The sequence below is a fragment of the Brevibacterium sp. Z349TD_9 genome, assembly GCF_056173565.1.
Genome location: NZ_CM149680.1, coordinates 2,663,560 through 2,687,099, shown reverse-complemented (window position 1 = coordinate 2,687,099; position 23,540 = coordinate 2,663,560). Strand labels below are relative to the sequence as shown.

Below are 23,540 nucleotides of genomic sequence, written 5' to 3'. Positions count from 1 at the left end.
CCATGGGTGGACTCCTTGCCCTCGCCTTCGCTGCCGGAATGATCGCCCCGGTCAACCCCTGCGGTCTTGCACTGCTTCCGGCATGGATCACCCACGCGCTGGGCGACGCCGCATCCTCCCCGGCCCCGGTGCGCCTCCTGCGATCGCTGCGGGCAGGCCTCGCCGTGACAATCGGGTTCGCAGGCACGCTGGCGCTGGCGGGTATCGCTGTGAGTGCCGGAGCGCGGAGCCTGATCCAGGCCGCTCCAGCACTGGGGCTCGCCGTCGGCGTCGTGCTCGTCCTGTTCGGCGCGGCGATGCTGGCCGGTCGCTCGTTCTCGCTCCGGCTGCCCGGCATCCCCAGCCGGGTCACGGCGCGTCCGCCGAGCACCGCACGCATGGTCGTCTTCGGGGTCGGCTACGCCGCGGCGTCGCTGTCGTGCACCTTCGGAGTGTTCCTCGCCGTCGTCGCGCAGGCGCAGGCCACAGCCAGCTTCGCCGGCCTGCTCCTCGTCTTCGCCGTCTACGCCGCGGGATCCGCGAGCGTCCTGCTGCTCGTCGCCGTCACCGCTGCCGCTGCCGGTACGGCGCTCTCGCGACGCATTGCCTCACTGGCACGCTATGGCCCCAGGGTCACCGCCGCCGTGCTCATCCTCACCGGGGCCTACCTGGCCTGGTACTGGTACCCGGCCGTCACCGGTGACGCTTCAGCGTTCGGCCGCACCAATGCCGTCGCCGCGGTCGCAACTTCGGTGTCTGACTGGGTCCAGGGGCACGTCGGCGTCGTGACCGGAGTGTCCGTCGCGGCCGTGTTCGTCGCGCTGCTGCTCGGAACCCTCGCCGGACGCCGTCCTATGTCCATCTGGAAGGCCAATGGAGACTGCTGCGACGCCGAGCAAGCGCACTCTGCCGACGACCGGCCGAGCGCGACGACGGAGTGAGCACGACTCTGCCGGAATCTGAGGACGATTGACTCGACGTCGTAACTACCGCCGAGCGCCAAAACTACAGCGCCAAGATCATCTGGCGGCGAATATGGCGGGGAAGACTTCCGGCCCGTACCGAGAAGGTGAGTGGACGCGACGGACGCCCGCTCATCAGGACAATGATCCGAGTCTCGGTCTTGGACTAGGCGCTCGGCTCGGTCGTGCACGACGTGCACGTCCAGAAGATCGGCAAAGCTGCGCTGCGGCTGACGCGCGAACAGGCGAGGACATCACCCGGATCTTCGCTGACCACCTGCTCGAATGTGATGGCAAACGAAAATGAGGTGTCGAAGCTGGGTCTTCGCAGCAGGGATGTAATGTCCATCCGTCGATGGCAGAGGTTTCCTGGACCGTAGATCGCTTGTGGCCGGCTCTTTCCTCGACTGCGCCCGTTCCTCTCAGGCTGAAGTCCTGAGGCTCCGTTCTCGTAACATAGGCACTGTACGTCACCACGCCCGCCGGCGTGAATCCGCCGGTGAACAGTTCAGACCCCTTCGTCACACCTCCCGTAATTCATTGCTCCTATTGTGTGACGCAGGCTACGGGGTGCACCTTCTGGCTGGCTATGGGATCGCTCGACACCCGTGCGAGCGCTGCGGAACGCAGATAGTACGGAAGAAGATCATGAACCGATCGAGCCACCTCTGCCCGGTTTGCCAGCTGGAACGATAGAGGCCCTGCTTCACGCGATGAGTGTTGCTTCGACGCGCCTTGATCAATGCACGTAGGCCCCAGCATCGATCGAATACGCCCCGCCGGATGCAAGAACTCGGTGAAGTAGAACTGAACCGGACTCCGAAGACCGAGGTCGCACTTTCGTGACGAAACATCTCCTGTGGGTGGCGATGTTCAGCTGTTCCAGTTTCATCACGGCTGGGCATTTCGTACGCGATGATTTTCGCCCGGCCTCGGCGAGGCGAGGTTCAGGCAGACCAGGCCGACACCGGCGACCACGAAGACGTCCGCGATGTTCCCGACGAAGAGGCTCCCGTAGGCGAGGAAGTCCGTGACGTGCCCTTGACCGATCGCGGGCGGGTTACCGAGCCGGTCGACGAGGTTGCCGACCGCACCGCCGAGGACCATGCCCAGGGCAAGGCCCCACCGCAAGCCCCGAAGCCGCGCGGCGAACACGACCACCGCCACCGAAGCGAGGACGCCGACGGCCGTGAAGATCCACGTCGATCCCGCGCCGAGCGAGAACGCGGCCCCGGGGTTGTAGACCAGGGACAGGCCGAACAAGTCGCCGAGCAGCGGGACCCGTTCGCCCGGCGTCAGCCGCGCGGCCGCGAGGGCCTTCGTCCCCTGGTCCAGAGCGAGGCCGAGCGCGCCGACGGCGAGAGCTGCGCCGACCGCCCGCCGGGTGGGAGGAGGCGGGGCCTTCTCGTCCGCGACGCCGGCGTCAGCCGTCTCGACGGCATCCGGCACGTTCACGAGGCGGTCTTCCTCGTCCTGGCGGCGCGGAGCCCGTTGAGGATCACTATCACCTCGGCGATCTCGTGCACCAGCACCACCGCTGCGAGGCCGAGCACGCCGAACAGCGCCAGCGGCAGCAGCGCGGTGATGATCAGCAGGGACAGGATGATGTTCTGGTTGATGATGTGCCTGCCGCGGCGGGCGTGGTCGAACGCGCGCGGGAGGAGCCGGAAGTCGTGGCCGGTGAAGGCGACGTCGGCGGACTCGATCGCGGCGTCGGAGCCGGTCGCGCCCATCGCGATTCCGATGTCTGAGGCGGCCAGGGCGGGGGCGTCGTTGATGCCGTCGCCGATCATCGCGACCGAGCCGTGCCTGCGCAGCTCGCTGATCGCGGCGGCCTTGTCCTCCGGGCGCAGCTCGGCGCGCACGTCGTCGATCCCGGCCTGCGCGGCCAGCGCCCGGGCGGTGCGGGCGTTGTCGCCGGTGAGCATGGTCATCCCGACGCCCTGGGCGGCGAGGGTGCGGACCACCTCGGGGACCTCGGGGCGCAGCTCATCGCGGACCCCGATCGCCGCGACCGGAGCCCCGTCGCGGTGCACGATCACGACGGTCATGCCCTGCTCCTCCAGGCCCGCGACCTGGTCCTTGAGCGTTCCCGCGTCCAGCCATCGGGGGCTGCCGACGGTGACCCGGGCCCCGTCGAGGGTGCCCTCGATGCCGTGCCCGGCCTGCTCGGTCACGTCCAGGGCGGCGGGGGCTCCGGGCGAGGCGGCGGTGATCGCGGCGGCCAGCGGGTGGGTGCTGTGCTGCTCCAGGGATGCCGCCCAGGCCAGGGCTTGCGCCTCGGTCACGCCGTCCGTGGTGAGGACGGCGGTGACGGCGGGCTCGTTGCGGGTGAGGGTGCCGGTCTTGTCGACGGCGACGTGGCGGATCACGCCGAACCGTTCGAACACGGCACCGGATTTGATGATCACGCCGAACTTGCTCGCCGAGCCGATCGCGGCGACGACGGTCAGCGGGACGGAGATCGCCAGCGCGCACGGCGACGCGGCGACGAGCACCACGAGGGCGCGGGTGATCCACAGCTCCGGGTCGCCCAGCAGCGAGCCGATGATCGCGACGAGAGCGGCGAGGATCAGCACGCCGGGCACGAGCGGCCGGGCGATGCGGTCGGCCAGGCGGGCACGGTCCCCCTTCTCGGCCTGCGCCTGCTCGACCAGCTCCACGATCGTGGTCAGCGAGTTGTCGGTACCCGCCGCGGTCGTCTCGACCTCCAGGGCACCGGCAGTGTTGATCGCCCCGGCCGACACCGCGTCGCCGGGCTCGACCTCCACCGGGATCGACTCCCCGGTGATCGCCGAGGTGTCCAGGCTCGACCGGCCCGTGCGGACGATCCCGTCGGTCGCGATCCGCTCACCCGGACGCACGAGCATCAGCTGACCAACGGCCAGATCCTTCGCGGCGACCTCCACGGACGCGCCATCCCGCCGGATGGTCGCGGTCTCCGGGACCAGCTTGAGCAGCGCCCGCAGCCCGCCGCGGGCGCGGTCCATCGCCTTGTCCTCCAGCGCCTCGGCGATCGAGTACAAGAACGCCAGCGCCGCGGCCTCCTCGACGTAGCCGAGGATGACCGCGCCCACCGCGCTGATCGTCATCAGCAGCCCGATGCCCAGCTTGCCCTTGAACAGCTTGCGGACCGCGCCCGGGGTGAACGTCGACGCACCCAGCAGCAGGCCGATCCAGAACGCCACCAGCGACGGGATCTCCGCCCCCGTCCATTCCAGGACCAGGCCCGTGCCGAAGGCGACGCCGGAGAGCACCGGGACCATGATCCCGCGGTCACGCCACCACGGGCGCTCCCGCTCCTCCTCGGCCTCCTCGCCGACCCGGGTCTCCGGCTCGTCGCACCCGCACGCCGCGCTCACGCGCCCGCTCCAGTCCCGCAGCAGCCCGGCACCGTGCACTCGGCGTCCACGCACGGCGCGTGCTCGTCCACGGCCAGCGTCACGTCCACCAGCGCCGTGAGCGCCGCCGCGAGGTGCGGGTCGGCGATCTCGTAGCGCGTCTGCCGCCCCTCGGGCTCGGCGACCACGATCCCGCAGTCACGAAGACAGGTCAGGTGGTTCGACACGTTCGAGCGCGTCAGCTCCAGCTCGCGCGAGAGCACGGCCGGGTAGCTCGGCCCGTCCAACAGGGTCATCAGGATCCGGGAGCGCGTCGGGTCCGCCATGGCCCGGCCCAGCCGGTTCATGACGTCGAGGCGAGAAGCAATAGTCAGCATGCACTGAACTATACAGCAATGGCTGACCTATTGGCTATTACTGATGGGGCACCGGCGCGGTCCGTGCGAAGGCCCGGAACGCGCACTCGGACCGGCACTGCTCGTCGCTGTCCGGGCAGTCGTCGACGTGGGCCTGCGCCGCGCTCAGTTGTTCCTGGAGTACGGTCAGGATGCTGATCTGCCGTTCGACGGCGGCGATCTGCTCGGCCAGCAGCGGCTGCAGCGCGACCTTGACGCCGGTGCAGGTGCCCGTGTCGGCGAGCTCCAAGAGGCGGCGGATCTCGGGCAGTTCGAGTCCGAGCCGCTTGGCTGAAGCGATGAAGTCGAGCCGCTCGAGGTGGCCCTCGTCGAAGTCCCGGTATCCGTTCGGGCTCCGGCGCGCCGCGAGGAAGCCGAGGCGCTCGTAGTAGCGCAGCGTGCTCGCCGGCACTCCGCTGCGCTCGGCGACCTCGGAGATCTTCATGCTTCGAGCCTATGCTTCGCTAGCTTGACCTTCAACCCGGGTTCAAGGTCTAACGTTTTTCTGTAGGCGGGATTGCCCGCCCTTGCACGTGATGAGGGAGAACAGATGCAGATGAGCGTGGAATGGATGGAGCGGCACCAGGTCGCGCTCTATGTCGCGGGGCTGGCGATCGGGGCCGTCGTCGGGCTGGCCTGGCCCGTGGTCGCCTACCCGGCCGAGCTGGCGATCCACCCAGTGCTCGCGCTGCTGCTCTACGCCACGTTCCTCGGCATCCCGTTCGGCAGAATCGGGCACGCCTTCCGCGACTGGCGCTTCCTCGCCGCGATCCTCGTCGTGAACTTCGTGCTGGTGCCCGCCGTCGTCTGGCTGCTGTCGGGGATCGTGGCCCACGACCAGGTGCTCCTCGTCGGCGTGCTGTTCGTGCTGCTGACCCCGTGCATCGACTATGTGATCGTCTTCGCCGGGCTTGCCGGCGGCGACGAGGAGAAGCTCTTGGCAGCCGCCCCGCTGCTGATGCTCACCCAAATGCTCCTGCTGCCGCTGTACCTATGGCTGTTCGTCGGAGCGGAGTTCGTGGGGTCCGTGGAGTTCGCGCCGTTCGTCGAGGCCTTCGTGCTCATCATCGCCCTGCCCCTCGTGGGCGCGGCGCTGACCCAGCTGTCCGCGGCCAGATCGCGCGCCGCGCGCAGGGTCGAACAGGCGGTCATGGGCGCGATGGTGCCGCTCATGGTCGCCACGCTCGCGGTCGTCGTCGCCTCGCAGATCGCTGGCGTGAGCGCGCGGCTCGGCTCTCTGCTCCTCGCGGTGCCGGTCTACGTCCTCTTCGCCGCCGTGATGGTGCCGGTCGGGATGCTGGCGGGCAGAGTCGCGGGCCTCGACGTGCCGGGCAGACGGGCGATCGTGTTCAGCGGCGCGACCCGGAACTCACTCGTCGTGCTGCCGCTGGTGCTCGCGCTGCCCGCGGCGTTCGACCTCGCGCCCCTCGTGGTCGTCACGCAGACCCTGGTCGAGCTGGTCGTCATGGTGGTTTTCGTGCGACTGATCCCGTGGATCATCCGCGTGGCTCACGATCCTGAGATAGGACCGGCGAAGTCCGTGTCGTAGAAGCCTCGTGCAACGGGGGTGCCGGGATCCCTCAATCAGAGAAGTGCCGAAGGCGGGCCTCGGCTCTCGTCAGGGCGGCCGGCGGGCGTCGCTCAGGTCCCCACTACCACCTGATCGAACAGAAGGCCAAGAGAAGGAGAAGTGGAGGCCGGGACTGCTTCGATGGCGAAGGCGTCCTGTGCGCACGGGTCGCGGATGCCCGATCCTTCCTTCGATCGGGCAGTTGGTAGGTTGACGTCGTGAGGCCGTACTCTGGTGTGGAGGCAGCACACATCATACGCACGTCACTTAGCGGTGAAGTAGCCTCTGACCAGCGAAAACGCCATCGTCTTACTCTCCCAGTTTTTCAATGTATCTATCGTGGGAAGTAGGGCTACTTAAACATTGCATTAAAGCGGGTCGAAGGAGGCCGTTCACTCCAATGTCGCGATTGGCAGTGCCGGTCAGCGGGCCGGCGTCAACGAATCATACCCCGGTCTGACTTGGCACGACAGGCTCTGACCAAGCGCCTCGATAGCCCGACCTGTTCAGTAGCGCACCGCCGTAGCCCTGGGTCCCGGACACTGCGAGGTGCTACCCGTGCCTGAACTTCCTGAGGTCGAGGTCGTGCGCCGTGGACTCGACGATCATGTCCGTGGCCGGACGATCGCCTCGGCCACTATTCTGCATCCGCGTGCGGCCCGCCGTCATGTGCGCGGTACGGAGGATTTGGCCGCACGGATGGTCGGGGCGACGATCACGGGGACTGCCCGCCGCGGTAAGTACCTGTGGCTGATCCTGGACGGCGAGGACGCACTACTGGCTCACCTGGGGATGAGCGGGCAGATGCTCATCACGTCGCCTGATGCTGCCGTCGCTGCGCACGAGCGGGCGCGGATCACCTTCACCGACGGCGGCCACGATCTGCGGTTCGATGACCAGCGCACGTTCGGGCATCTGATGTACGACGAAGGCGGAGCGGTGCTACCCTCGCCGATCGCCCACATCGCGCGGGATCCGTTCGATCCGCTGTTCGACCAGCCGGCAGCAGTTGCGTTGATCAAGGCCAAAAAAACCGGCATCAAGCGCGTGCTGCTGGACCAGACGGTAGTGTCCGGCATCGGGAACATCTACGCCGACGAAGCACTCTGGGCTGCCAAGGTGCACGGGGAGACGGCGGCATCGTCCTTGAGCAAGCCAAGGATCTCAACGCTGATCGATGCTGCGCGCGACGTCATGGCCGCCGCGCTAAACCAAGGCGGAACCTCGTTCGATTCCCTCTATGTCGACGTGGCCGGCAGCAGCGGTTATTTTGCCCGCAGCCTGAATGCCTACGGTCGTACCGGCCAGCCTTGCACGCGCTGCGGGACGCCGATCGTGCGGGAACAATTCATGAACCGCTCGAGCCACTCGTGTCCGATCTGCCAGCGAAAATCGACAACGACCCTAGCGTGATGAGGAGTTTGCCTGAGGAGGCCAGGTCACGGACGTTGAGCAGACAGATGTGGAGAAAGTGCTCAGGGCTCCCGCGGACGACACAAGCTGTCCGTTCAGGGCACGAGCGAGAGCAGCACTCCTCCAGCAGCGCCGACGATCACGACGACCCACGGCGGCAGCTTCCACGCGATCAGGAGCACGAAGCAGACCAGCGCGAGAGCGAACGGGCCGGGGCCGGTGATCGCGGTGGAGAACACCGGGGAGTACAGGGCTGCGGCGAGGATACCGACGACCGCGGCGTTGGCTCCGCGCATCACGGCCTGGGCCCAGGGGCGCTGGCGCAGCGAGTTCCAGAACGGCAGCACGCCGACCAGGAGCAGGAATCCGGGCAGGAAGACGGCGACAAGGGCGATCGCCGCTCCGAGGACTCCGCCGGGCCCAGTGGTCGATGCCGTGCCCAGGAACGCGGCGAAGGTGAACAGCGGCCCGGGCACCGCCTGCGCAGCACCGTAGCCGGCCAGGAACTGCTGGTCGCCCACCCACCCGGTCTCGACGACTCCGGACTGGAGCAGCGGCAGGACGACATGCCCGCCGCCGAAGACCAGGGAGCCCGCGCGGTAAAAGGCGTCGAAGAGCGCTAGACCTCCTGAGCCCGTCGCGATCACTGCCACTGGCAGGCCGAGCAGCAGGATCCCGAACAGGACCAGGCTCGCTGCGCCGACGCCGCGCCGGACGGGGAAGTGCAGCGCCCCGCCGGTCGCCATGCTCGCAGCACGGCAGAAGAAGTACCCGGCGACCGCGCCGAGCGCGATCGCGATGACCTGCCCTGACGATCCGGCCAGCAGCAGGGCCGCGGCCGCGGCGACGGCTGCGATCGACGCGCGCTGCCTGTCGGGAGCCAGGCTCTTCGCCATCCCCAGGACCGCCTGGGCGACGATGGCGACCGCGACTATCTTCAGCCCGATGAGCAGTCCCTCGGCGACGGGGCCGGTGAACAGCGACGCCCCGTAGGCGAACGCGACCATCAGCGCCGCCGATGGCAACGTAAAGGCGAGGAACGCCGCCAGCGCGCCGAGGGCCCCGGCGCGGTGCATGCCGATCGCGAACCCGACCTGGCTCGACGCGGGGCCCGGCAGGAACTGGCAGAGCGCGACGAGGTCGGCGTACTCCCTGTCGTCCAGCCACTTCCGGCGCTCGACGGCCTCGGTGCGGAAGTAGCCCAGGTGCGCGATCGGTCCGCCGAAGGAGGTGACGCCGAGCCTGAGGAAGACGCGGAACACCTCCCAGGCGGAGCCTCCCACGGCTCTCGTCGGTGCGGACACGGCATCAGTCATGTTCGGGTTCCTCTCGGGTGAAGATCTGGACGCGCTCCCGCGCTTGGGCGAGCCCTTCGCGTCCCTTGTCGGTGACGGAGTAGTACTTGCGCACCGTGCGTCCGTCGCGCTCGGAGCGCATGGTCAGATATCCGTCGGCGACCATCCGGCGCAGCATCGGGTATAGCGTCCCGGGCGAAAGCCGGTAGCCATGGCCTGCGAGCTCCTCGATCATCCACGCCCCGTAGATCTCCTCCTGCGCTGCGTGGTGCAGGACGTGCATGCGCACGAGCCCGGACAATAGGTCGTGGTGCTCGAACTCCGTCGAAGCGTCGTCGTTGGACTCCATGTCAGCAACGTGCATCGATATCGACTACAGATAGTGAGTCAAGGACTCGGAGTCGCCTGTCTCGATGATTCAACGAACAGCTGAAGTGTCACGAGACGGCGGGGGCTTCTGCTCCGGTGCGAGAAAGTTCGATCCCCAGCAGCGCGAGCGAACGCCTTTCGTTCTTGCAGAGGTTCGCTCAGTCTTCAGATGCGAGCTCCGTGGCGAGCTCGCGGACCTTCCCGAAGATCTCATCACGGATCAGGCGCATCCGATCCTCGCCCTCGATGCCCCGCGTCGACGGCTCGTCGATCACCCAGGTCTCGAGGACCCCGGCTATTCCCGGCACGGGCTCGACCACGGCTTCCTCGCCGACGACGACGACGCGGTCCACGGAAAGCAGGAGGCCCGGGTCGATCGGCTTCGGGTGCTCGCCGTCCATGCTCGCCCCGACCTCGGAGACGGACGCGGCGGACATGGCGTTGAGCTCGGACCCCGGGGCCGTGCCCGCGGAGTGGACTTGGACGGCGTCGCCGGCGAGCTTGCGCATGAGCGCGGCGGCCATCTGGGACTTCCCGCCGTTCTTCTTGCAGACGAACAGCACCGAAGGCTGGCGCTCGTCCTGCTGCTGCGGGGCGGCCGGGGGGAGCAGTTCCTCGATGAGCGCTTCGATGCGCGAGCGGATCTCGTCGCGGATGGGCCGGACCGCCTCGATGCCCTGCCCTGCCGGGTCCTCGAGCTTCCAGTCCTCGTAGCGCTTGCCGGGGAAGAACGGGCAGGCGTCGCCGCAGCCCATGGTGATCACGACGTCGGAGTCCTGCACGGCCTCGGTCGTGAGGACCTTGGGCTGCTCGGCGGTGATGTCGATGCCCTCTTCGCGCATGGCCTCGACCGCGATCGGGTTGATCTGGTCGGCGGGCATCGATCCTGCGGAGCGGACCTCGATGCGGTGGCCGGCGAGGTCGCGGAGGTAGCCGGCGGCCATCTGGGAGCGTCCGGCGTTGTGGACGCAGACGAACAGGACGGAGGGCTTCTGGTCGGTCATGAGGTTCCTTCGGTTTCAGTCGGTGAGGAGCGTGTCGAGCAGCTTGCGGACACGGGATTCGATGTCGTCGCGGATGGCCGCGATGCCCTCGGGCGAGGCGAGGGCCGGGTCTCCCACGGCCCAGTCCTCGTAGCGGACTCCGGGGATGACCGGGCACACATCGCCGCATCCCATGGTCACGACCACGTCGGCGGCGCGCACGGCGTCGTCGGTGAGCGGCTTCGGGAAGCGCTGAGATGCGTCGTCTCCCTCTATCTCCGCGAGCAGGGACCTGACGTGCGGGTGCACGTCCGCGGCCGGGGTAGATCCGGCCGAGCGGGCGATCACCCGTCCGCCGGAGAGCCGGCTGACCAGGGCGGCGGCGAGCTGGGAGCGGCCGGCGTTCGCGACGCAGACGAACAGCAACTGGGGTGCGGCGCTCTCGCGGTCGCGGGTGAGGTCGGCCAGGCGCTGCCTCGCGAACCGTTCGGTCAGCGGCACGATGTAGCGGGTGATCTTCGCGCTGCGGGCCAGTGCGGCGTAGGACTCCCGCACGATGCCAGTTACGGTCTCGGGCGGCAGGGCCGGGGTCGCGGCCGCGAGGTCCGCGGCGAGATGGGCGATCTGCGCGTCCGTGTCCGCAGGGTCCTCGTCAGGCAGTGCCTCGGGCGCTGCCTCGGCGATGGCCGCCGGCGCGAAGGCGTCCAGCAGTGCGGTCACCGCCGAACGGCGTGCCGGGTTGATGCGGTACCAGACCCAGGTGCCGCGGCGTTCGGCGTCCAACAGGCCCACGTTCTTGAGGACCTTCAGGTGGTGGGAGACCGTGGGCTGGGAGACCTCGGCGAGCTCGGCGAGGTCGCACACGCAGGACTCTCCGCGCGGGTCTGCCGCGATCGCCGAGAGCATCCGCAGCCGGAAGGGGTCGCCCAGCGCCTTCAACGCGCTCGCGACCGTGGCCGCGACCTCAGTGCTGATCGCGTGCGACGCTGTCGGCGCGCACGGCTCGGGCAGCAGGATGTCCTCGCTCATCATGTCCTCGATTCAGTGATGGTTTCAGCGGCGTACGGGTCTGTGCGGAACCATGCGCGGGCGGCCCAGAGCGAGACGTAGACGAGCCCCACCAGGACAGGGACCTCGATGAGGGGCCCGACGACGCCTGCCAGCGCCTGGCCGGACGCCGCCCCGAAGGTGCCGATCGCGACGGCGATCGCGAGCTCGAAGTTGTTGCCCGCCGCGGTGAAGGCCAGGGTCGTCGACCGCGCGTAGCCGAGGCCGATGCCCTTGCCGAGCAGGAGCCCGGCGAACCACATCAGGCCGAAGTACACCAGCAGCGGCAGCGCGATCCGTGCGACGTCCAGCGGCTTGCCCAGCACCGCGTCTCCCTGCAGGGCGAACAGCAGCACGATGGTGAAAAGCAGGCCGTAGAGGGCCCAGGGACCGACCTTCGGGATGAACTTCTCCTCGTACCAATCCCGTCCGCGCCGCTTCTCGCCGATCCATCGCGAGGCGAAGCCCGCGACGAGCGGCACGCCGAGGAACACCAGCACGTTCAGCGCGATCTGCCAGACCGAGACCTCCAGCCCCTGAGCATCCAGGCCCAGCCAGCCGGGCAGCACCGTCAGGTAGAACCAGCCGAGCACGGAGAACATCACGACCTGGAACACCGAGTTGATCGCCACGAGCACCGCGGTCGCCTCGCGGTCGCCGCAGGCGAGGTCGTTCCAGATCACGACCATGGCGATGCAGCGCGCGAGGCCCACGATGATGAGGCCGGTGCGGTACTCGGGCAGGTCTGGCAGGAAGATCCACGCGAGGGCGAACATCACGGCGGGGCCGACCAGCCAGTTCAGCACAAGCGAGGAGGCCAGCAGCTTCTTGTCGCCGGTGACGGCGGCGACCTTGTCGTAGCGGACCTTCGCGAGCACCGGGTACATCATCACCAGCAGCCCGAGCCCGATCGGGACCGAGATCCCGCCGACCTCCAGATGGCTCAGCAGGTCTGACAGTGCAGGGAGGAATCGGCCTAGAAGGAGTCCCGCGACCATGGCGAGGCCGATCCACAGCGGCAGCCACTTGTCGAGCGTGGAGAGCCGTTTCGGCGCGATGCGGGCAGTAGCAGTGGATGCGGCGGTCATGCGAGCAGCTCCTCGAGCTTCGCGGCGATGGCAGGCTTCGGATGCGCGCCGATCAGCACATCGACCCGTTCTCCGCCCGTGTAGAAGGCGAGGGTCGGGATGGATGTCACCCCGGCTGCTGTCACGGTCTCCGGGTTCTGGTCGGCGTCCACCTTGACGATCCGGGCACGACCGTCGTACTCCTCGGCGAGCTGGTCCAGGATCGGAGCGATCGCCTTGCACGGCCCGCACCAGGTGGCCCAGATGTCGACGATGACAGGTAGTTCCGACTCAGTCACCTCGGCTTGGAAAGTGGAGTCGGTGACGTGGGCAATGGTGCTCATGCGGAGACCTCCAGGACGGGCTCCGCGTGGGTAGCAGGAGCAAGATTCGACAGGTAGTGCTGGGCGTCCTGCGCGGCGGCGCAGCCGGTGCCGGCGGCGGTGATCGCCTGCCGGTACGTGTGATCCACCAGATCGCCGGCCGCGAAGACGCCCGGCAGGCTAGTCCGCGTCGACGGGTGGGCCACCTGTACATAGCCGTCGGAATCGATGCCGACCTGACCGGCCACGAGTTCGGAGCGCGGATCGTGCCCGATCGCGACGAATACCCCGGTGACGTCGAGAGCGCGCTCGGCCCCGCTGGTGGTGTCGCGCAGCCGCAACCCGGTCACTCGCTCGTCGCCGAGGATCTCGGCGACCTCGCTGTTCCATGCCACCTCGACCTTCGGGTGCTCCATGACGCGCTGGGCCATGATCTTCGACGCCCGGAACTCGTCACGCCGGTGGACCACGGTCACCTTCGAAGCGAACCGGGCGAGGAACAAGGCCTCCTCCATCGCGGAGTCTCCGCCGCCGACCACAGCGATCTGCTGATCTCGGAAGAAGAAGCCGTCGCAGGTGGCGCACCAGGAGACGCCGTGCCCGGACAAACGATCCTCCTCGGGGAGGCCGAGCTTCCGGTAGGCCGAGCCCATCGTCAGGATCACCGCGCGGGCTCGATACGTCACGCCATTCCCGGTCTCGACCATCTTCACGCCGTCGTCGAGGCTGAGGCGGATCGCATCGTCATAGACGATCTCGGCACCGAAGCGCTCGGCCTGCGCACGCATCGCCTCCATCAGCTCCGGTCCCTGGACGCCGTCCACGAAGCCGGGGAAGTTCTCCACCTCGGTCGTCGTCATCAGCGCGCCGCCGGCCGTGACCGAACCGGCGATCAACACTGGGGCGAGGCCTGCTCGCGCCGCGTAGACCGCGGCAGTGTATCCGGCAGGGCCCGATCCGACGATGACCAACTCAGTATCTTGATTCGACATGTTTCTATATTGAAGGATGTCGAATCAATGGGTCAAGCTGGCACATGAGGGTTCACTCGATGTTCACCTTGGATGTCGCCGCACCACGCACCCGCCAGGGTTGGAGCGGCCGCATGGCGGCGTGCATTGGATGCGCCTACGCCCTCAAATCCGGATGACGCACCGCGTTCCTGCACCAGGTGGCCGCATGGCGCAGCCCACGCACAGATCGGACCTTTCCCTTGAACTCAGTGGAGCGAGGGGAGTGGGCCAATGTCCGGACCGCGCCGCCTCTGACGCGGGAGCGGACGACGTCCATCGCCAAGGTCTTCACGGACCACTAGCTCGAACAGGACGCCAAAAGAAGAAGCAAGGGTGACCGGGAGTGCGTCATGGGTGACGCAGTGCCCATCCTCGATGGCGGAGGAGTCCTGTGCGCACGGTCGCGGATGCCCGGTTATACATTCGACCGCGCCGTTGGCATGTTGAAGTCTTGAGGCCGTACTCTGGTGTGTAGGCAACGCACGTCGTCCGTACGTCACTTCGTAGTGAAGTAGCCTCTGACCAGCGGATACGTCACCTTTGGAGACCCCCAGTCTTTCAATGTATCTATCGTGGGAAGTTGGGATACTTCGATCGGGCGCTGCTCGTCTACGGTCGCGGCGGCCAGGAGTGCGTGCGCTGCGGCGGCGAGATCGTCAAGCTCACCGTCGGCGGACGCGGCACCCACTTCTGCCCGCAGTGCCAGAAGGCGCCGCGGTACCGGTGAGCTGACGTGCGCTCACCTCACGGCCGGGGTCGTCTCACGTCCGACGACCGTCCGCCTCGGCGTCGGGATCATCGGGCTCGTGCCCGATCGGCGGGGGAGCGTCCCCGCCCTTCCCGACCCCGGTCCGGGCCCGGCCGGCCCCCACACGGTCCGAACCGTCTGAGCCGTCCGGCCCGTCCCCGTCGGTCGGGACCTGACTGAGCTCCGAGGTCGCCAGACCGAAGGCCTGACCGTCGTACTCGTTGACGCCGGTGGCCACGGACTGGTCGAGCAGGTGGGTCGCGAGCTCCCGTTGGATGACCAGCGGATCCTGGCAGAGGTCCTTCCACAGCGCGACGCAGAGGAGGAGCATGACGATGACGAACGGCAGCGCGGAGACGATCGTGATGTTCTTCAGCCCGTTGAGCGCCTCGGCGGGGTCACTGCCCCCGGCGAGAAGCATGACGGCGGCCACCGCACCGGTCGCGACACCCCAGAAGATGACGAGCCGCCGGCCCGGTTCGAGGGCACCGTTGGCCGAGAGCGTGCCCATGACGATCGACGCGGAGTCGGCACCGGTGACGAAGAAGATCGCGATGAGGATGACGGTGACGATCATGAGGATGATCGCGATGAGATTGGGCAGGGGAAGCGCGCCGAGGAGGTCGAAGAGGATCGTGTCCATCTTGATGTCCGGTTCACCGTCGACGATGCTTGCGAGCGCCCTGACCGTGCCCTCACCGCGTTCCGCGCGCTCCTGGATGCCGATGGCGCCGCCGCCGAAGATCGCGAACCAGATCGTCGAGACGACCGAGGGGACGATGAGGACGCCGGTGACGAACTGGCGCACCGTCCGACCGCGGGAGATACGGGCGATGAAGAGGCCGACGAAGGGCGACCACGAGATCCACCATGCCCAATAGAAGACCGTCCACGACGAGAGCCATTCGTTGACGCCGACTCCGTTCGCTGCCGTCCGTGAGGCCATCTGCGGCAGATCCTCGATGAACGACCCGACGGCGGAGGGGACGACGTTGAGGATGAACAGGGTCGGCCCGCCGATGAAGACGATGAGGGCGACGATGACGGCGAGGACCATGTTGATGTTCGACAGCCACTGGATGCCCTTCTCCACCCCGGAGACCGCCGAGGCGACGAACGCCGCGGTGAGGATCGCGATGATGACGACGAGGATGGGGGAGGAGACGTCGGAGAGGATGCCCGCGGTCTCGATGCCGCCGCCGATCTGGATCGCGCCGAGCCCGAGCGAGCACGCTGAACCGAAGAGGGTGGCGAGGATCGCGAGGATGTTGATGAACTTCCCGCCGATGCCGTTGACGACGCGCTCGCCGAAGAGCGAGGTGAACATCGAGGAGAAGAGCTGCGAGCGCCCGAGCCGGAACGACCCGTAGGCGACGCCGAGGCCGACGATCGCGTACATCGCCCACGGGTAGAGCGTCCAGTGGAAGAGCGTCGTGCCCATGGCTGTGCCCATCGCCTCGGCGGTCGAACCGTCGACGGTCGCCGGTGGGGGAGACATGTAGAAGAAGAGGGGCTCGCCCACACCGGAGAAGACGAGACCGATGCCCATGCCGGTGGCGAACATCATCGCGATCCACGAGGAGGTCCGGAACTCCGGGGTCTCGCCGTCCTTGCCGAGCGGGATCCGGCCGAAGCGGCTGACGGCGACGACGATGACGAAGATCGTGAACACGGTGGCGGCGATGACGAAGAGCCACCCGAAGTTGTCCATCACCCCGGTCAGCGCGGCACCGGCGACGACGCCGAGGCTCTCAGGAGAGATGAACCCCCAGACGACGAAGGCGACGGCGATGAAGCCGGCGGTGAAGAAGACGGTCTTGTCGAGTCCGATCCGGCGCAGATAGCGCTTCTTCGTCGGCGGGTTCTGCAGATGGGTGATGAGTTCGCGGGTCCTGTCGAAGCCGTTCGTCGCTGAGGTGGTCGTGGACTCGTCGGGGGAATCGCTCATGGGTTCGGTTGCCGCGACTGCGCCTCTGTGCGGCGATCCTTCCTTGGTCTCGACGGCGGTGGAGCTTATGCAGGCGGCACCGGATAGGCGACGTGAGAGGCAGACTACCAAAATGTGTGACGTGGGCAACAGGGTGAGCGGGGCGATGCCCGCAATCCCGCTATGCTTAAGGGCACGATGCATCTCAAAAGCCTGACCCTGCGCGGATTCAAATCCTTCGCCTCGGCCACGACCCTGAAGTTCGAGCCGGGCATCACCTGCGTCGTCGGACCCAACGGATCAGGCAAGTCCAACGTCGTCGACGCGCTGTCCTGGGTGATGGGCGAACAAGGCGCGAAGAACCTGCGCGGCGGGAAGATGGACGACGTCATCTTCGCCGGCACCTCGAAGCGCCAGGCCCTCGGCCGCGCCGAGGTGACCCTGACCATCGACAACTCCGACGGAGCCATCCCCGTCGACTACACCGAGGTGACGATCTCCCGCACCCTCTTCCGCACCGGTGGCAGTGAATACGCCGTCAACGGGGCACCCGCCCGCCTCCTCGACATCCAGGAGCTCCTCAACGACTCCGGCCTCGGCAAGGAGATGCACGTCATCGTCGGCCAGGGCCGCCTCGACGCGATCCTCCATGCCGACCCCATCGAGCGCCGCAGCTTCATCGAGGAGGCCGCCGGCGTCCTCAAGCACCGCCGCCGCAAGGACAAGGCCGTCCGCAAGCTCACCGGCCTGCAGACGAACCTCGACCGCCTCGGCGATCTGCGCACCGAACTCAACCGGCAGCTCGGACCGCTCGGACGCCAAGCCCAGGCCGCCGCCCGGGCCGCCACCGTCCAGGCCACCCTTCGCGATTCCACCGCCCGGCTGCTGGCCGACGATGCCGTGCGCCTCCAGGCCTCCCTTTTCGCCGCCTCCGACGGGGGTGGCGACCACACCGAGCGGATCGCCGACCTCGAAGCCCGCCGCACGCAGACGGAATCCCGGCTGAACGAGATCGAGACCCGCCTGACCACCGTCGAGGGCGACCTCGAAGCGATGCGAACCGCGGAGTCCCGCACCCAGACCCAGGCCGTGCGCGCCAGCGGCCTGGCCAGCCGCGCCGGAGACAAGCGCGCCCACCTCCTCTCCGAGGTCACGAGCCTCGGCCGCCGGGAGGGACGCTCACCCGCCGAGCTGCGCAGCCAGGCCGACGGCATCAGGGACGAACTCGGCGCCGCCGAGGAGGCCGTCACCGAATCGACGACCGCTCTCGAGGCCGCGAACACCCGCAAGGAGGAGCTCACCGCGGCCCTGCGGGAGGCCGAGGCCGAGGTGAAGTCCGCGCAGATCGCCATCACCGAGGCGGTGAAGAACCGCTCGACCCTCCACTCCCGCCAGGAGCAGGCACAGGCCCGCATCACCGACCTCGAATCCCGGATCGAAGCCGGGCGCACCGAGATCACGACGATCGAAGCCCGCCTCGCCGACCGCCGTGAGGCCCTCACCGTGGCCGAAGACGCGGTCGAGAACGTCGAAGAGGGCGAGAGCACCCTCGATGAGACCTACGAGACGGCGAAGGCCGCCCAGACCGCGCTCGAAGACGCACTCGCCGAGCAGAAGGCCAGGCGCGCCGACGCGAGCTCGGAGCTCGCCTCTGCCCGGGCCCGAGCGGAGGCGCTCGCCCTGGGCACCGCGCTCGAGGCCGACCTCGACGACATCGTCTCCTCCGGACTGCCCGGCGTACGGACCGCCGTGACCGAGCGGCTGACCGTGACCACCGGCTATGAGATGGCCGTGGCCGCCGCCCTGTCGACGACGGTCAGCGGCGTCATCGTCGACTCCCCGCAGGCCGCGCTCACGGTGCTCGACCACCTCGGCGAAGACACGAACGTGTCCCTGACGATCCCGACGGGACCCCGCCCCGAACCCGACGGTGCGCCGGGGCTCGCTGAGGCGACCGCCTCGGCGGGGGGATCCGGCAAGGGTGGAGACCAAGCACCGGAGGCGACGCGCCTCGCCGACGTCGTCGGTGCCGACGATCCCGACCTCGAGGGGCTCGTCAAGTCCGCCCTCTCCTCCGTCGTCTGCACTCCGGATGCGGCCGCCGCGCTCGCCGTCGTCGACGCGCACCCGCAGCTCACCGCAGTCACCGTCCACGGCGAGGTCATCACCTCGACCAGGGTGAGCCGGACCCGCACCGCCTCGGGCACGAGGCTCGCCTCCCAGACGGCGCTCGCCGAGACCGAGGAGACGATCGCCGGCCTCGAGGCGACCGTGGCCGGACTCGACGCGGAGATCACCGCCACCGAAGCCGAACTCGCCGAGGCGAAGCCCGTCACCGCCGCAGCGCTCGAGGCCCTCCACTCCTCGGACGCGCAGATCATGGCCGCCGCCGAGGAGGTCTCCCGCATCGCTGGGGAGATCAGCGCCGACGAGACCCGGCTGGCCCGGGCCGCCGACAACGACGCAGAACTCCACCGCCGACTCGCCGCCTCCCGGCAGGAGGCCGACGCCGCCGAGGCGGCACTGGCCGGAGCCGAGGACGTCGACGAGGTCGTCGACACCACCCGCCGCGACGACCTCAGCCGGCAGGTCTCCCAGACCTCTGAGGACGTCATCGAGACCCGCATCGCGCACAAGTCCGCGACCGACCGGGCGCGGTTCCTCCGCGACCGCGTCGACTCCCTGCTGCGCCAGGCCACCGCCGAGGAGGCGGCCCGCGAACAGGCCCAGCGGACGATCGCCCGCAAGACCACCGCAGCCGCCTCGGCGCAGGCGATCGCCGAAGTCGCCGAGGAGGCGGCGGCGCTGGCGACCGCCACGGTGGCCGAGCTCGGGGAGTCCATCGAGGTCCTCGTCACCGAGCGCGCGGGCCTGCGGGAGGAGAAGGGCCGCCTCGGCGAGGAGCTGAGCACGACGCGGAAGGAACTCGGCAGGCTCAAGGACGCCGCCGCCGAAGCCGAACTCGCGAAGGAGAGGTACAGGCTCAAGCTCGAGGAGATCGAGCACCGCGCCGAACAGGAGACGGGGCTCTCGATCGAGCGCCTCATCGAGGCCTACGGCCCCGACACCCCCGTTCCCGGGTTCGAAGACGGCGAGGAGGAGCGGCCCTACGTCCGCGCCGAGGTCGAGAAGCGGCACAAGGAGGCGACGAAGCAGCTCAACCGGATCGGCACAGTCAACCCGCTCGCGCTCGAGGAGTACGAAGCGCTCAAGGAGCGCCACCAGTTCCTCGAGAAGCAGATCGCCGACATCGAATCCTCCCGCAAGGACCTCATGCAGCTTGTCGAGGAGGTCGACCGTCACGTCGAACGCGTCTTCGCCGAGGCCTACGCCGACACCGCGCGCGAATTCGAGGACATCTTCTCCCGTCTCTTCCCCGGCGGTGAGGGACGATTGAGCCTTACCGACCCCGACGACATGCTCACCACCGGCGTCGACGTCCACGCCCGGCCCGCGGGGAAGAAGGTCAAGCGGCTGTCGCTGCTCTCCGGCGGGGAGCGCTCGCTCGTGGCCGTGGCCATGCTCGTCGCGATCTTCAAGGCCCGGCCGAGTCCGTTCTACGTCATGGACGAGGTCGAGGCCGCCCTCGACGACCTCAACCTCTCCCGCCTGCTCACGGTGTTCCGGGAGCTGCAGGACTCGAGCCAGCTCATCGTCATCACCCACCAGAAGCGGACGATGGAGATCGCCGACGCCCTCTACGGGGTGACGATGCACGGCGACGGGGTCTCGAAGGTGATCTCCCAGCGGATCCCCTCCCAGTCCGAGCAGTCCGCGCCAGCAGGTCACTGATGCCTCGTCGGAGGCTCCGAACCGGAGATGCTCAGGGGAGTCCCAGGGAATTCTCCAGCAGCCACACGACCCCGGATCGCTCATGCCCTGTGCAGGGACTATAGACTTGTCGGACGAAGGAGCACTGTCGGAGAACATGAGGAGCGGGACGTCCATGGCCGAGTCGGCTGAACCACGGGGTGACTGCCCGGCATGAATGCAGTTCTCGTCGTCATCGTCGGCCTCGCCATCTCCTTCGCCCTCGCCCTCGTCGTCGTCCTCCTCGTCGCCCTCCCCGGGCTGCGGGCGGAAGGCCGCCTGAAGTACTCCTCTGACGTGCAGCGGTTCCGTCTGCCGGGCCAGTGGACCGGCTACGACGACGAAGTCCACGAGTTCTTCGGTCACGACGACGGCACCTCCCACCTCGCCACGCGCGAGCAGGCGGCCGTCACCGCGATCCGCGACCACTCCTATGTGCTCCGGCCCCAGCCGCGCCGCCATGCGGCCCCGTCGCTGCTCACGGTCAGGCCGCGCACCCGCCACTGGAAGATCCCCGAATCGGGCACCGGCTGGCGCACCACCGCCGGTCTGCTCTTCAGCTCCCGCGGCACCTGAGACCACACCTCACCGCCGTGGGCACTGTCCTGCCCTCGCGCGGTCCAGCCCGTGGCACAGTCACGGGGCCCAGACCGTAACGCGTTACGGTGCACAAGACAGCAGACCAAGGAGGACGTCCCGCAATGGACCAGCCGATCATCCTGCTCATCGTCGCAGCCATCGTCTTCATCCTCGTCGTGGCGCTGGGCATCAGCCTGCGCATCAACGCCCGACGCAAGGGGCTCGGCGAGGACCGGTCGATCGACGCCGACTTCACCGGCGAGCTCTCGATCGATGAGATCTCCGAGACCGTCACGAAGGAGAGGGAGAAAGCCGCCGGCTCCGAGGTTCCCACCGAACCGGCGAGCCGCCTCGTCCGGCTGCGCGAGAGGCTCGCGAAGTCGAACTCCGGCCTCGGCCGTGGTCTGCTCAACCTCCTCTCCCGCGACACCCTCGACGAGGCGACGTGGGAGGAGATCGAGGACACCCTCATCCTCGCCGACGTCGGCGTCGAACCGACCGCCGAACTCGTCGACACCCTGCGCGAGCGGGTCAAGGTGCTCGGCACCCGCGACCCCGAGGAGGTCAGGGGACTGCTGCGCGAGGAGCTCGTCAAGCTCGTCGACCCGACGATGGACCGCGAGCTCGCGACTGCGCACACCGCCGGCGACCCGGCCGTCATGCTCGTCGTCGGCGTCAACGGCGCCGGGAAGACGACGACCGTGGGCAAGATCGCCCGCGTCCTCGTCGCCGAGGACAAGTCCGTCCTCCTCGGTGCCGCCGACACGTTCCGTGCGGCCGCCGCCGAGCAGCTGACGACGTGGGGCTCGCGTGTCGGCGTCGAGACCGTCCGCGGCGAGGAGGGTGCCGACCCCGCCTCGGTCGCCTACGCCGCCGTCGAGCAGGGCAAGGCCGAGGACGCCGACGTCGTCCTCATCGACACCGCCGGGCGTCTGCAGAACAAGGTCGGGCTCATGGACGAGCTGCGCAAGGTCAAGCGCGTGGCCACCCGTCCCCTCGGGGAGGGCCACGACATCGACGAGGTCCTCCTCGTCCTCGATGCGACGACCGGTCAGAACGGGATGCAGCAGGCGAAGGTCTTCGCCGAGGCGGTCGACATCACCGGCATCGTGCTCACGAAGCTCGACGGCACCGCGAAGGGCGGCATCGTCATCGCAGTCCAGCGGGAGCTCGGAGTCCCGGTCAAGCTCATCGGCCTCGGCGAGGGAGCCGACGACCTCGCCCCGTTCACGGCCGAGGGCTTCGTCGACGCCCTCCTCGACTGAGGGCCGCGGGCACCCTCGACTGAGGCGGCGACTCTGCCTCTGTCCAGCCGCTGAGACGGCTTTCAGAACGAGTTCGCGACTGCATTCACCACATCTGACCTGGGATTCCACCTCTCCTGAGGTCCGTGTCACATACTCGAAACATAAGCGAATCATTCCTGTGACGTCGCCAGTCGAGACTGGTCTCGTTCGGTTCGAACCGGAGCCGACTGAGACGAATGAGAGACGACGACATGGAACTCGATGCAGTGAATGTGTGGATGATGGTCGCCGCAGGGCTCGTGCTGCTGATGACCCCCGGTGTGGCCTTCTTCTACGGAGGGATGACTCGGATCAGCTCGAGCATCAACATGATGATGATGGTCTTCTCGGCGATGGCCGTCGGGGCGCTGGTCTGGGTGCTCTACGGGTACGGGCTGAGCTCGGGCGAGTCGATCGGCGGCATCGTCGGCAACCCGCTCAGCCAGATCGGCCTCTCCGGCGCGGTGGCGGGTGAACCTGAGACGCTCATCTCGATCGGCTTCGGTGCGACCTTCGCAATGATCGCGATCGCCCTCATCGCCGGAGCCGTGGCCGACCGGGCGAAGTTCTCCACCTGGCTCGTCTTCGCCGCCCTCTGGGTCACCTTCGTCTACTGCCCGCTCGCCTTCATGGTCTGGGGTGATGGGATACTCACCGCCGACGGCGCGATCGGCAGCGTCTTCGGTGCCGCGATCGACTTCGCCGGAGGCACCGTCGTCCACATCAACGCCGGCATCTCCGCCCTCGTCCTCGTCGTCGTCATGGGCCGCCGGGTCCGCTACTCGACGCCGCACAAGCCGCACAACATCCCCATCACCGTCCTCGGCGCAGCACTGCTGTGGTTCGGCTGGTTCGGGTTCAACGGCGGCGCCGCCTCGACGATCGAGCAGGCCGGGCTCATCTGGGTCAACACCCTCGTCGCTCCTGCCGCCGGCATGATCACGTGGATCACCATCGAACGTCTGCGCGCCTCGCGTCCGAGCAGCATCGGCAGCGTCTCGGGCCTCATCGCCGGTCTCGTCGCGATCACCCCGGCCTGCGCCGACGTCGAACCCTACGCCGCGATCCTCATCGGCGTCGCCGCCGGCGCCGGAGCCTACTTTGCGGTCGTCGCGAAGAACCGCCTGCGCTACGACGACGCGCTCGACGTCGTCGCCGTCCACCTCGTCGCCGGCATCATCGGCACGGTGATGATCGGGTTCTTCGCGATCCCCACCGAGGAGACCGCGGCCGGACTCTTCTACGGCGGGGGCTTCGGACTCCTCGTCGCCCAGATCGTCGCCTGCCTCGTCGCCCTCGTCTACGCCGGAGCCGTCACCCTCGTCATCTCGCTCGTGCTGCGGAAGACCATGGGACTGCGGATCGATCCGCGCGACGAACTCGACGGCATCGACACCATCGAACACGCGGAGCGGGCCTACTCCTTCCGCTGA

Annotated in this window: 22 protein-coding genes and 1 pseudogene; 9 read left to right on the top strand and 14 right to left on the bottom strand. The window is 68.3% G+C overall.

Annotation, left to right across the window (positions count from 1 at the left end):
* Positions 1 to 2 precede the first annotated feature (2 nt).
* Positions 3 to 920, top strand: coding sequence for a cytochrome c biogenesis CcdA family protein (locus AC0VYB_RS12520; protein WP_009378292.1), 918 nt, complete (start codon positions 3 to 5; stop codon positions 918 to 920).
* A 187-nt stretch (positions 921 to 1,107) separates the two neighbouring features.
* On the opposite strand, the gene AC0VYB_RS12515 is transcribed toward AC0VYB_RS12520, so the two are convergent.
* Positions 1,108 to 1,290: a hypothetical protein gene (locus AC0VYB_RS12515; RefSeq protein ID WP_009378296.1), complete on the bottom strand. Its 183-nt coding sequence runs from the start codon at positions 1,288 to 1,290 to the stop codon at positions 1,108 to 1,110.
* A 38-nt stretch (positions 1,291 to 1,328) separates the two neighbouring features.
* On the opposite strand from AC0VYB_RS12515, the gene AC0VYB_RS12510 reads away from it, so the two are divergent.
* Entirely contained in the window at positions 1,329 to 1,637 is a 309-nt protein-coding gene (locus tag AC0VYB_RS12510; RefSeq protein WP_311199573.1) for a zinc finger domain-containing protein, read from the top strand.
* A 195-nt stretch (positions 1,638 to 1,832) separates the two neighbouring features.
* On the opposite strand, the gene lspA is transcribed toward AC0VYB_RS12510, so the two are convergent.
* Genes lspA through AC0VYB_RS12490 form a run of 4 tightly spaced genes read right to left on the bottom strand, consistent with a single transcriptional unit; the run spans position 1,833 to position 5,122 of the window.
* Positions 1,833 to 2,396, bottom strand: a complete 564-nt coding sequence (gene lspA, locus AC0VYB_RS12505; protein ID WP_009378298.1) for a signal peptidase II — start codon at positions 2,394 to 2,396, stop codon at positions 1,833 to 1,835.
* Positions 2,393 to 4,303, bottom strand: a complete 1,911-nt coding sequence (locus AC0VYB_RS12500) for a heavy metal translocating P-type ATPase (protein ID WP_179952583.1) — start codon at positions 4,301 to 4,303, stop codon at positions 2,393 to 2,395. Before AC0VYB_RS12500 ends, lspA begins: the two co-directional genes overlap by 4 nt.
* The gene (cmtR, locus tag AC0VYB_RS12495; protein ID WP_007633539.1) at positions 4,300 to 4,659 is read right to left on the bottom strand and encodes a Cd(II)/Pb(II)-sensing metalloregulatory transcriptional regulator CmtR; all 360 of its coding nucleotides are present in this window, start codon (positions 4,657 to 4,659) and stop codon (positions 4,300 to 4,302) included. Before cmtR ends, AC0VYB_RS12500 begins: the two co-directional genes overlap by 4 nt.
* A 37-nt stretch (positions 4,660 to 4,696) precedes the next feature.
* A complete protein-coding gene (locus AC0VYB_RS12490; protein ID WP_009378303.1) occupies positions 4,697 to 5,122 on the bottom strand; it encodes a MerR family transcriptional regulator in 426 nt (141 codons plus the stop codon).
* A gap of 105 nt (positions 5,123 to 5,227) precedes the next feature.
* Between AC0VYB_RS12490 and AC0VYB_RS12485 the strand changes: the two genes are divergently transcribed.
* Both AC0VYB_RS12485 and mutM read left to right on the top strand, forming a co-directional pair.
* Positions 5,228 to 6,226: an arsenic resistance protein gene (locus AC0VYB_RS12485; protein ID WP_009378305.1), complete on the top strand. Its 999-nt coding sequence runs from the start codon at positions 5,228 to 5,230 to the stop codon at positions 6,224 to 6,226.
* A gap of 579 nt (positions 6,227 to 6,805) precedes the next feature.
* Positions 6,806 to 7,660: a bifunctional DNA-formamidopyrimidine glycosylase/DNA-(apurinic or apyrimidinic site) lyase gene (gene mutM / locus AC0VYB_RS12480; protein ID WP_040341758.1), complete on the top strand. Its 855-nt coding sequence runs from the start codon at positions 6,806 to 6,808 to the stop codon at positions 7,658 to 7,660.
* Between the two features lie 95 nt (positions 7,661 to 7,755).
* On the opposite strand, the gene chrA is transcribed toward mutM, so the two are convergent.
* The 8 genes and pseudogenes from chrA to trxB form a co-directional block, all read right to left on the bottom strand.
* Positions 7,756 to 8,976: a chromate efflux transporter gene (gene chrA, locus AC0VYB_RS12475; protein ID WP_009378308.1), complete on the bottom strand. Its 1,221-nt coding sequence runs from the start codon at positions 8,974 to 8,976 to the stop codon at positions 7,756 to 7,758.
* A complete protein-coding gene (locus AC0VYB_RS12470; RefSeq protein WP_009378310.1) occupies positions 8,969 to 9,319 on the bottom strand; it encodes a PadR family transcriptional regulator in 351 nt (116 codons plus the stop codon). Before AC0VYB_RS12470 ends, chrA begins: the two co-directional genes overlap by 8 nt.
* Positions 9,320 to 9,482: 163 nt before the next feature.
* Entirely contained in the window at positions 9,483 to 9,887 is a 405-nt protein-coding gene (locus AC0VYB_RS12465) for an arsenate-mycothiol transferase ArsC (RefSeq protein ID WP_259800697.1), read from the bottom strand.
* Positions 9,888 to 9,929: 42 nt separating this feature from the next.
* A pseudogene (locus tag AC0VYB_RS12460) lies at positions 9,930 to 10,328 on the bottom strand (arsenate reductase ArsC); the annotation flags it as partial.
* A gap of 15 nt (positions 10,329 to 10,343) precedes the next feature.
* A complete protein-coding gene (locus tag AC0VYB_RS12455) occupies positions 10,344 to 11,336 on the bottom strand; it encodes a metalloregulator ArsR/SmtB family transcription factor (RefSeq protein ID WP_137825209.1) in 993 nt (330 codons plus the stop codon).
* On the bottom strand, positions 11,336 to 12,442 hold the full coding sequence (arsB, locus tag AC0VYB_RS12450; protein ID WP_475384725.1) for an ACR3 family arsenite efflux transporter: 1,107 nt from the start codon (positions 12,440 to 12,442) through the stop codon (positions 11,336 to 11,338). Before arsB ends, AC0VYB_RS12455 begins: the two co-directional genes overlap by 1 nt.
* Entirely contained in the window at positions 12,439 to 12,765 is a 327-nt protein-coding gene (gene trxA, locus AC0VYB_RS12445; RefSeq protein WP_009378320.1) for a thioredoxin, read from the bottom strand. The genes arsB and trxA overlap by 4 nt, the downstream gene beginning before the upstream one ends.
* Positions 12,762 to 13,736 (bottom strand): thioredoxin-disulfide reductase, encoded by a 975-nt coding sequence (trxB, locus tag AC0VYB_RS12440; protein WP_040341762.1) that lies wholly within the window; start codon positions 13,734 to 13,736, stop codon positions 12,762 to 12,764. Before trxB ends, trxA begins: the two co-directional genes overlap by 4 nt.
* Positions 13,737 to 14,337: 601 nt before the next feature.
* Between trxB and AC0VYB_RS12435 the strand changes: the two genes are divergently transcribed.
* Complete coding sequence (locus AC0VYB_RS12435; RefSeq protein ID WP_009378324.1) at positions 14,338 to 14,484, top strand: zinc finger domain-containing protein; 147 nt, start codon at positions 14,338 to 14,340, stop codon at positions 14,482 to 14,484.
* Positions 14,485 to 14,518: 34 nt separating this feature from the next.
* Here AC0VYB_RS12435 and AC0VYB_RS12430 read toward each other — a convergent pair whose 3' ends face one another.
* Positions 14,519 to 16,453, bottom strand: coding sequence for a BCCT family transporter (locus AC0VYB_RS12430; protein ID WP_009378326.1), 1,935 nt, complete (start codon positions 16,451 to 16,453; stop codon positions 14,519 to 14,521).
* A gap of 177 nt (positions 16,454 to 16,630) precedes the next feature.
* On the opposite strand from AC0VYB_RS12430, the gene smc reads away from it, so the two are divergent.
* The 4 genes from smc (at position 16,631) to AC0VYB_RS12410 (ending at position 23,540) form a co-directional block, all read left to right on the top strand.
* Complete coding sequence (smc, locus tag AC0VYB_RS12425; RefSeq protein ID WP_009378328.1) at positions 16,631 to 20,224, top strand: chromosome segregation protein SMC; 3,594 nt, start codon at positions 16,631 to 16,633, stop codon at positions 20,222 to 20,224.
* A 192-nt stretch (positions 20,225 to 20,416) separates the two neighbouring features.
* Positions 20,417 to 20,818 (top strand): hypothetical protein, encoded by a 402-nt coding sequence (locus tag AC0VYB_RS12420; RefSeq protein ID WP_009378330.1) that lies wholly within the window; start codon positions 20,417 to 20,419, stop codon positions 20,816 to 20,818.
* A gap of 125 nt (positions 20,819 to 20,943) precedes the next feature.
* Positions 20,944 to 22,086 carry a signal recognition particle-docking protein FtsY gene (ftsY, locus tag AC0VYB_RS12415; RefSeq protein WP_009378332.1) on the top strand — a complete coding sequence of 381 codons (1,143 nt, stop codon included), beginning with the start codon at positions 20,944 to 20,946 and terminating at the stop codon, positions 22,084 to 22,086.
* 233 nt (positions 22,087 to 22,319) lie between these two features.
* Positions 22,320 to 23,540 carry an ammonium transporter gene (locus AC0VYB_RS12410; protein WP_009378335.1) on the top strand — a complete coding sequence of 407 codons (1,221 nt, stop codon included), beginning with the start codon at positions 22,320 to 22,322 and terminating at the stop codon, positions 23,538 to 23,540.

Bases quoted from the DNA above. Each gene is read 5' to 3' on its own strand.
- chrA (WP_009378308.1), bottom strand. From the start codon at position 8,976: ATGACTGATGCCGTGTCCGCACCGACGAGAGCCGTGGGAGGCTCCGCC.
- smc (WP_009378328.1), top strand. From the start codon at position 16,631: ATGCATCTCAAAAGCCTGACCCTGCGCGGATTCAAATCCTTCGCCTCG.
- cmtR (WP_007633539.1), bottom strand. From the start codon at position 4,659: ATGCTGACTATTGCTTCTCGCCTCGACGTCATGAACCGGCTGGGCCGG.
- AC0VYB_RS12410 (WP_009378335.1), top strand. From the start codon at position 22,320: ATGGAACTCGATGCAGTGAATGTGTGGATGATGGTCGCCGCAGGGCTC.
- trxB (WP_040341762.1), bottom strand. From the start codon at position 13,736: ATGTCGAATCAAGATACTGAGTTGGTCATCGTCGGATCGGGCCCTGCC.
- ftsY (WP_009378332.1), top strand. From the start codon at position 20,944: ATGGACCAGCCGATCATCCTGCTCATCGTCGCAGCCATCGTCTTCATC.
- AC0VYB_RS12420 (WP_009378330.1), top strand. From the start codon at position 20,417: ATGAATGCAGTTCTCGTCGTCATCGTCGGCCTCGCCATCTCCTTCGCC.
- arsB (WP_475384725.1), bottom strand. From the start codon at position 12,442: ATGACCGCCGCATCCACTGCTACTGCCCGCATCGCGCCGAAACGGCTC.
- AC0VYB_RS12430 (WP_009378326.1), bottom strand. From the start codon at position 16,453: ATGAGCGATTCCCCCGACGAGTCCACGACCACCTCAGCGACGAACGGC.
- AC0VYB_RS12455 (WP_137825209.1), bottom strand. From the start codon at position 11,336: ATGAGCGAGGACATCCTGCTGCCCGAGCCGTGCGCGCCGACAGCGTCG.
- AC0VYB_RS12490 (WP_009378303.1), bottom strand. From the start codon at position 5,122: ATGAAGATCTCCGAGGTCGCCGAGCGCAGCGGAGTGCCGGCGAGCACG.
- AC0VYB_RS12515 (WP_009378296.1), bottom strand. From the start codon at position 1,290: ATGGACATTACATCCCTGCTGCGAAGACCCAGCTTCGACACCTCATTT.
- AC0VYB_RS12520 (WP_009378292.1), top strand. From the start codon at position 3: ATGGGTGGACTCCTTGCCCTCGCCTTCGCTGCCGGAATGATCGCCCCG.
- AC0VYB_RS12485 (WP_009378305.1), top strand. From the start codon at position 5,228: ATGCAGATGAGCGTGGAATGGATGGAGCGGCACCAGGTCGCGCTCTAT.
- trxA (WP_009378320.1), bottom strand. From the start codon at position 12,765: ATGAGCACCATTGCCCACGTCACCGACTCCACTTTCCAAGCCGAGGTG.
- AC0VYB_RS12470 (WP_009378310.1), bottom strand. From the start codon at position 9,319: ATGCACGTTGCTGACATGGAGTCCAACGACGACGCTTCGACGGAGTTC.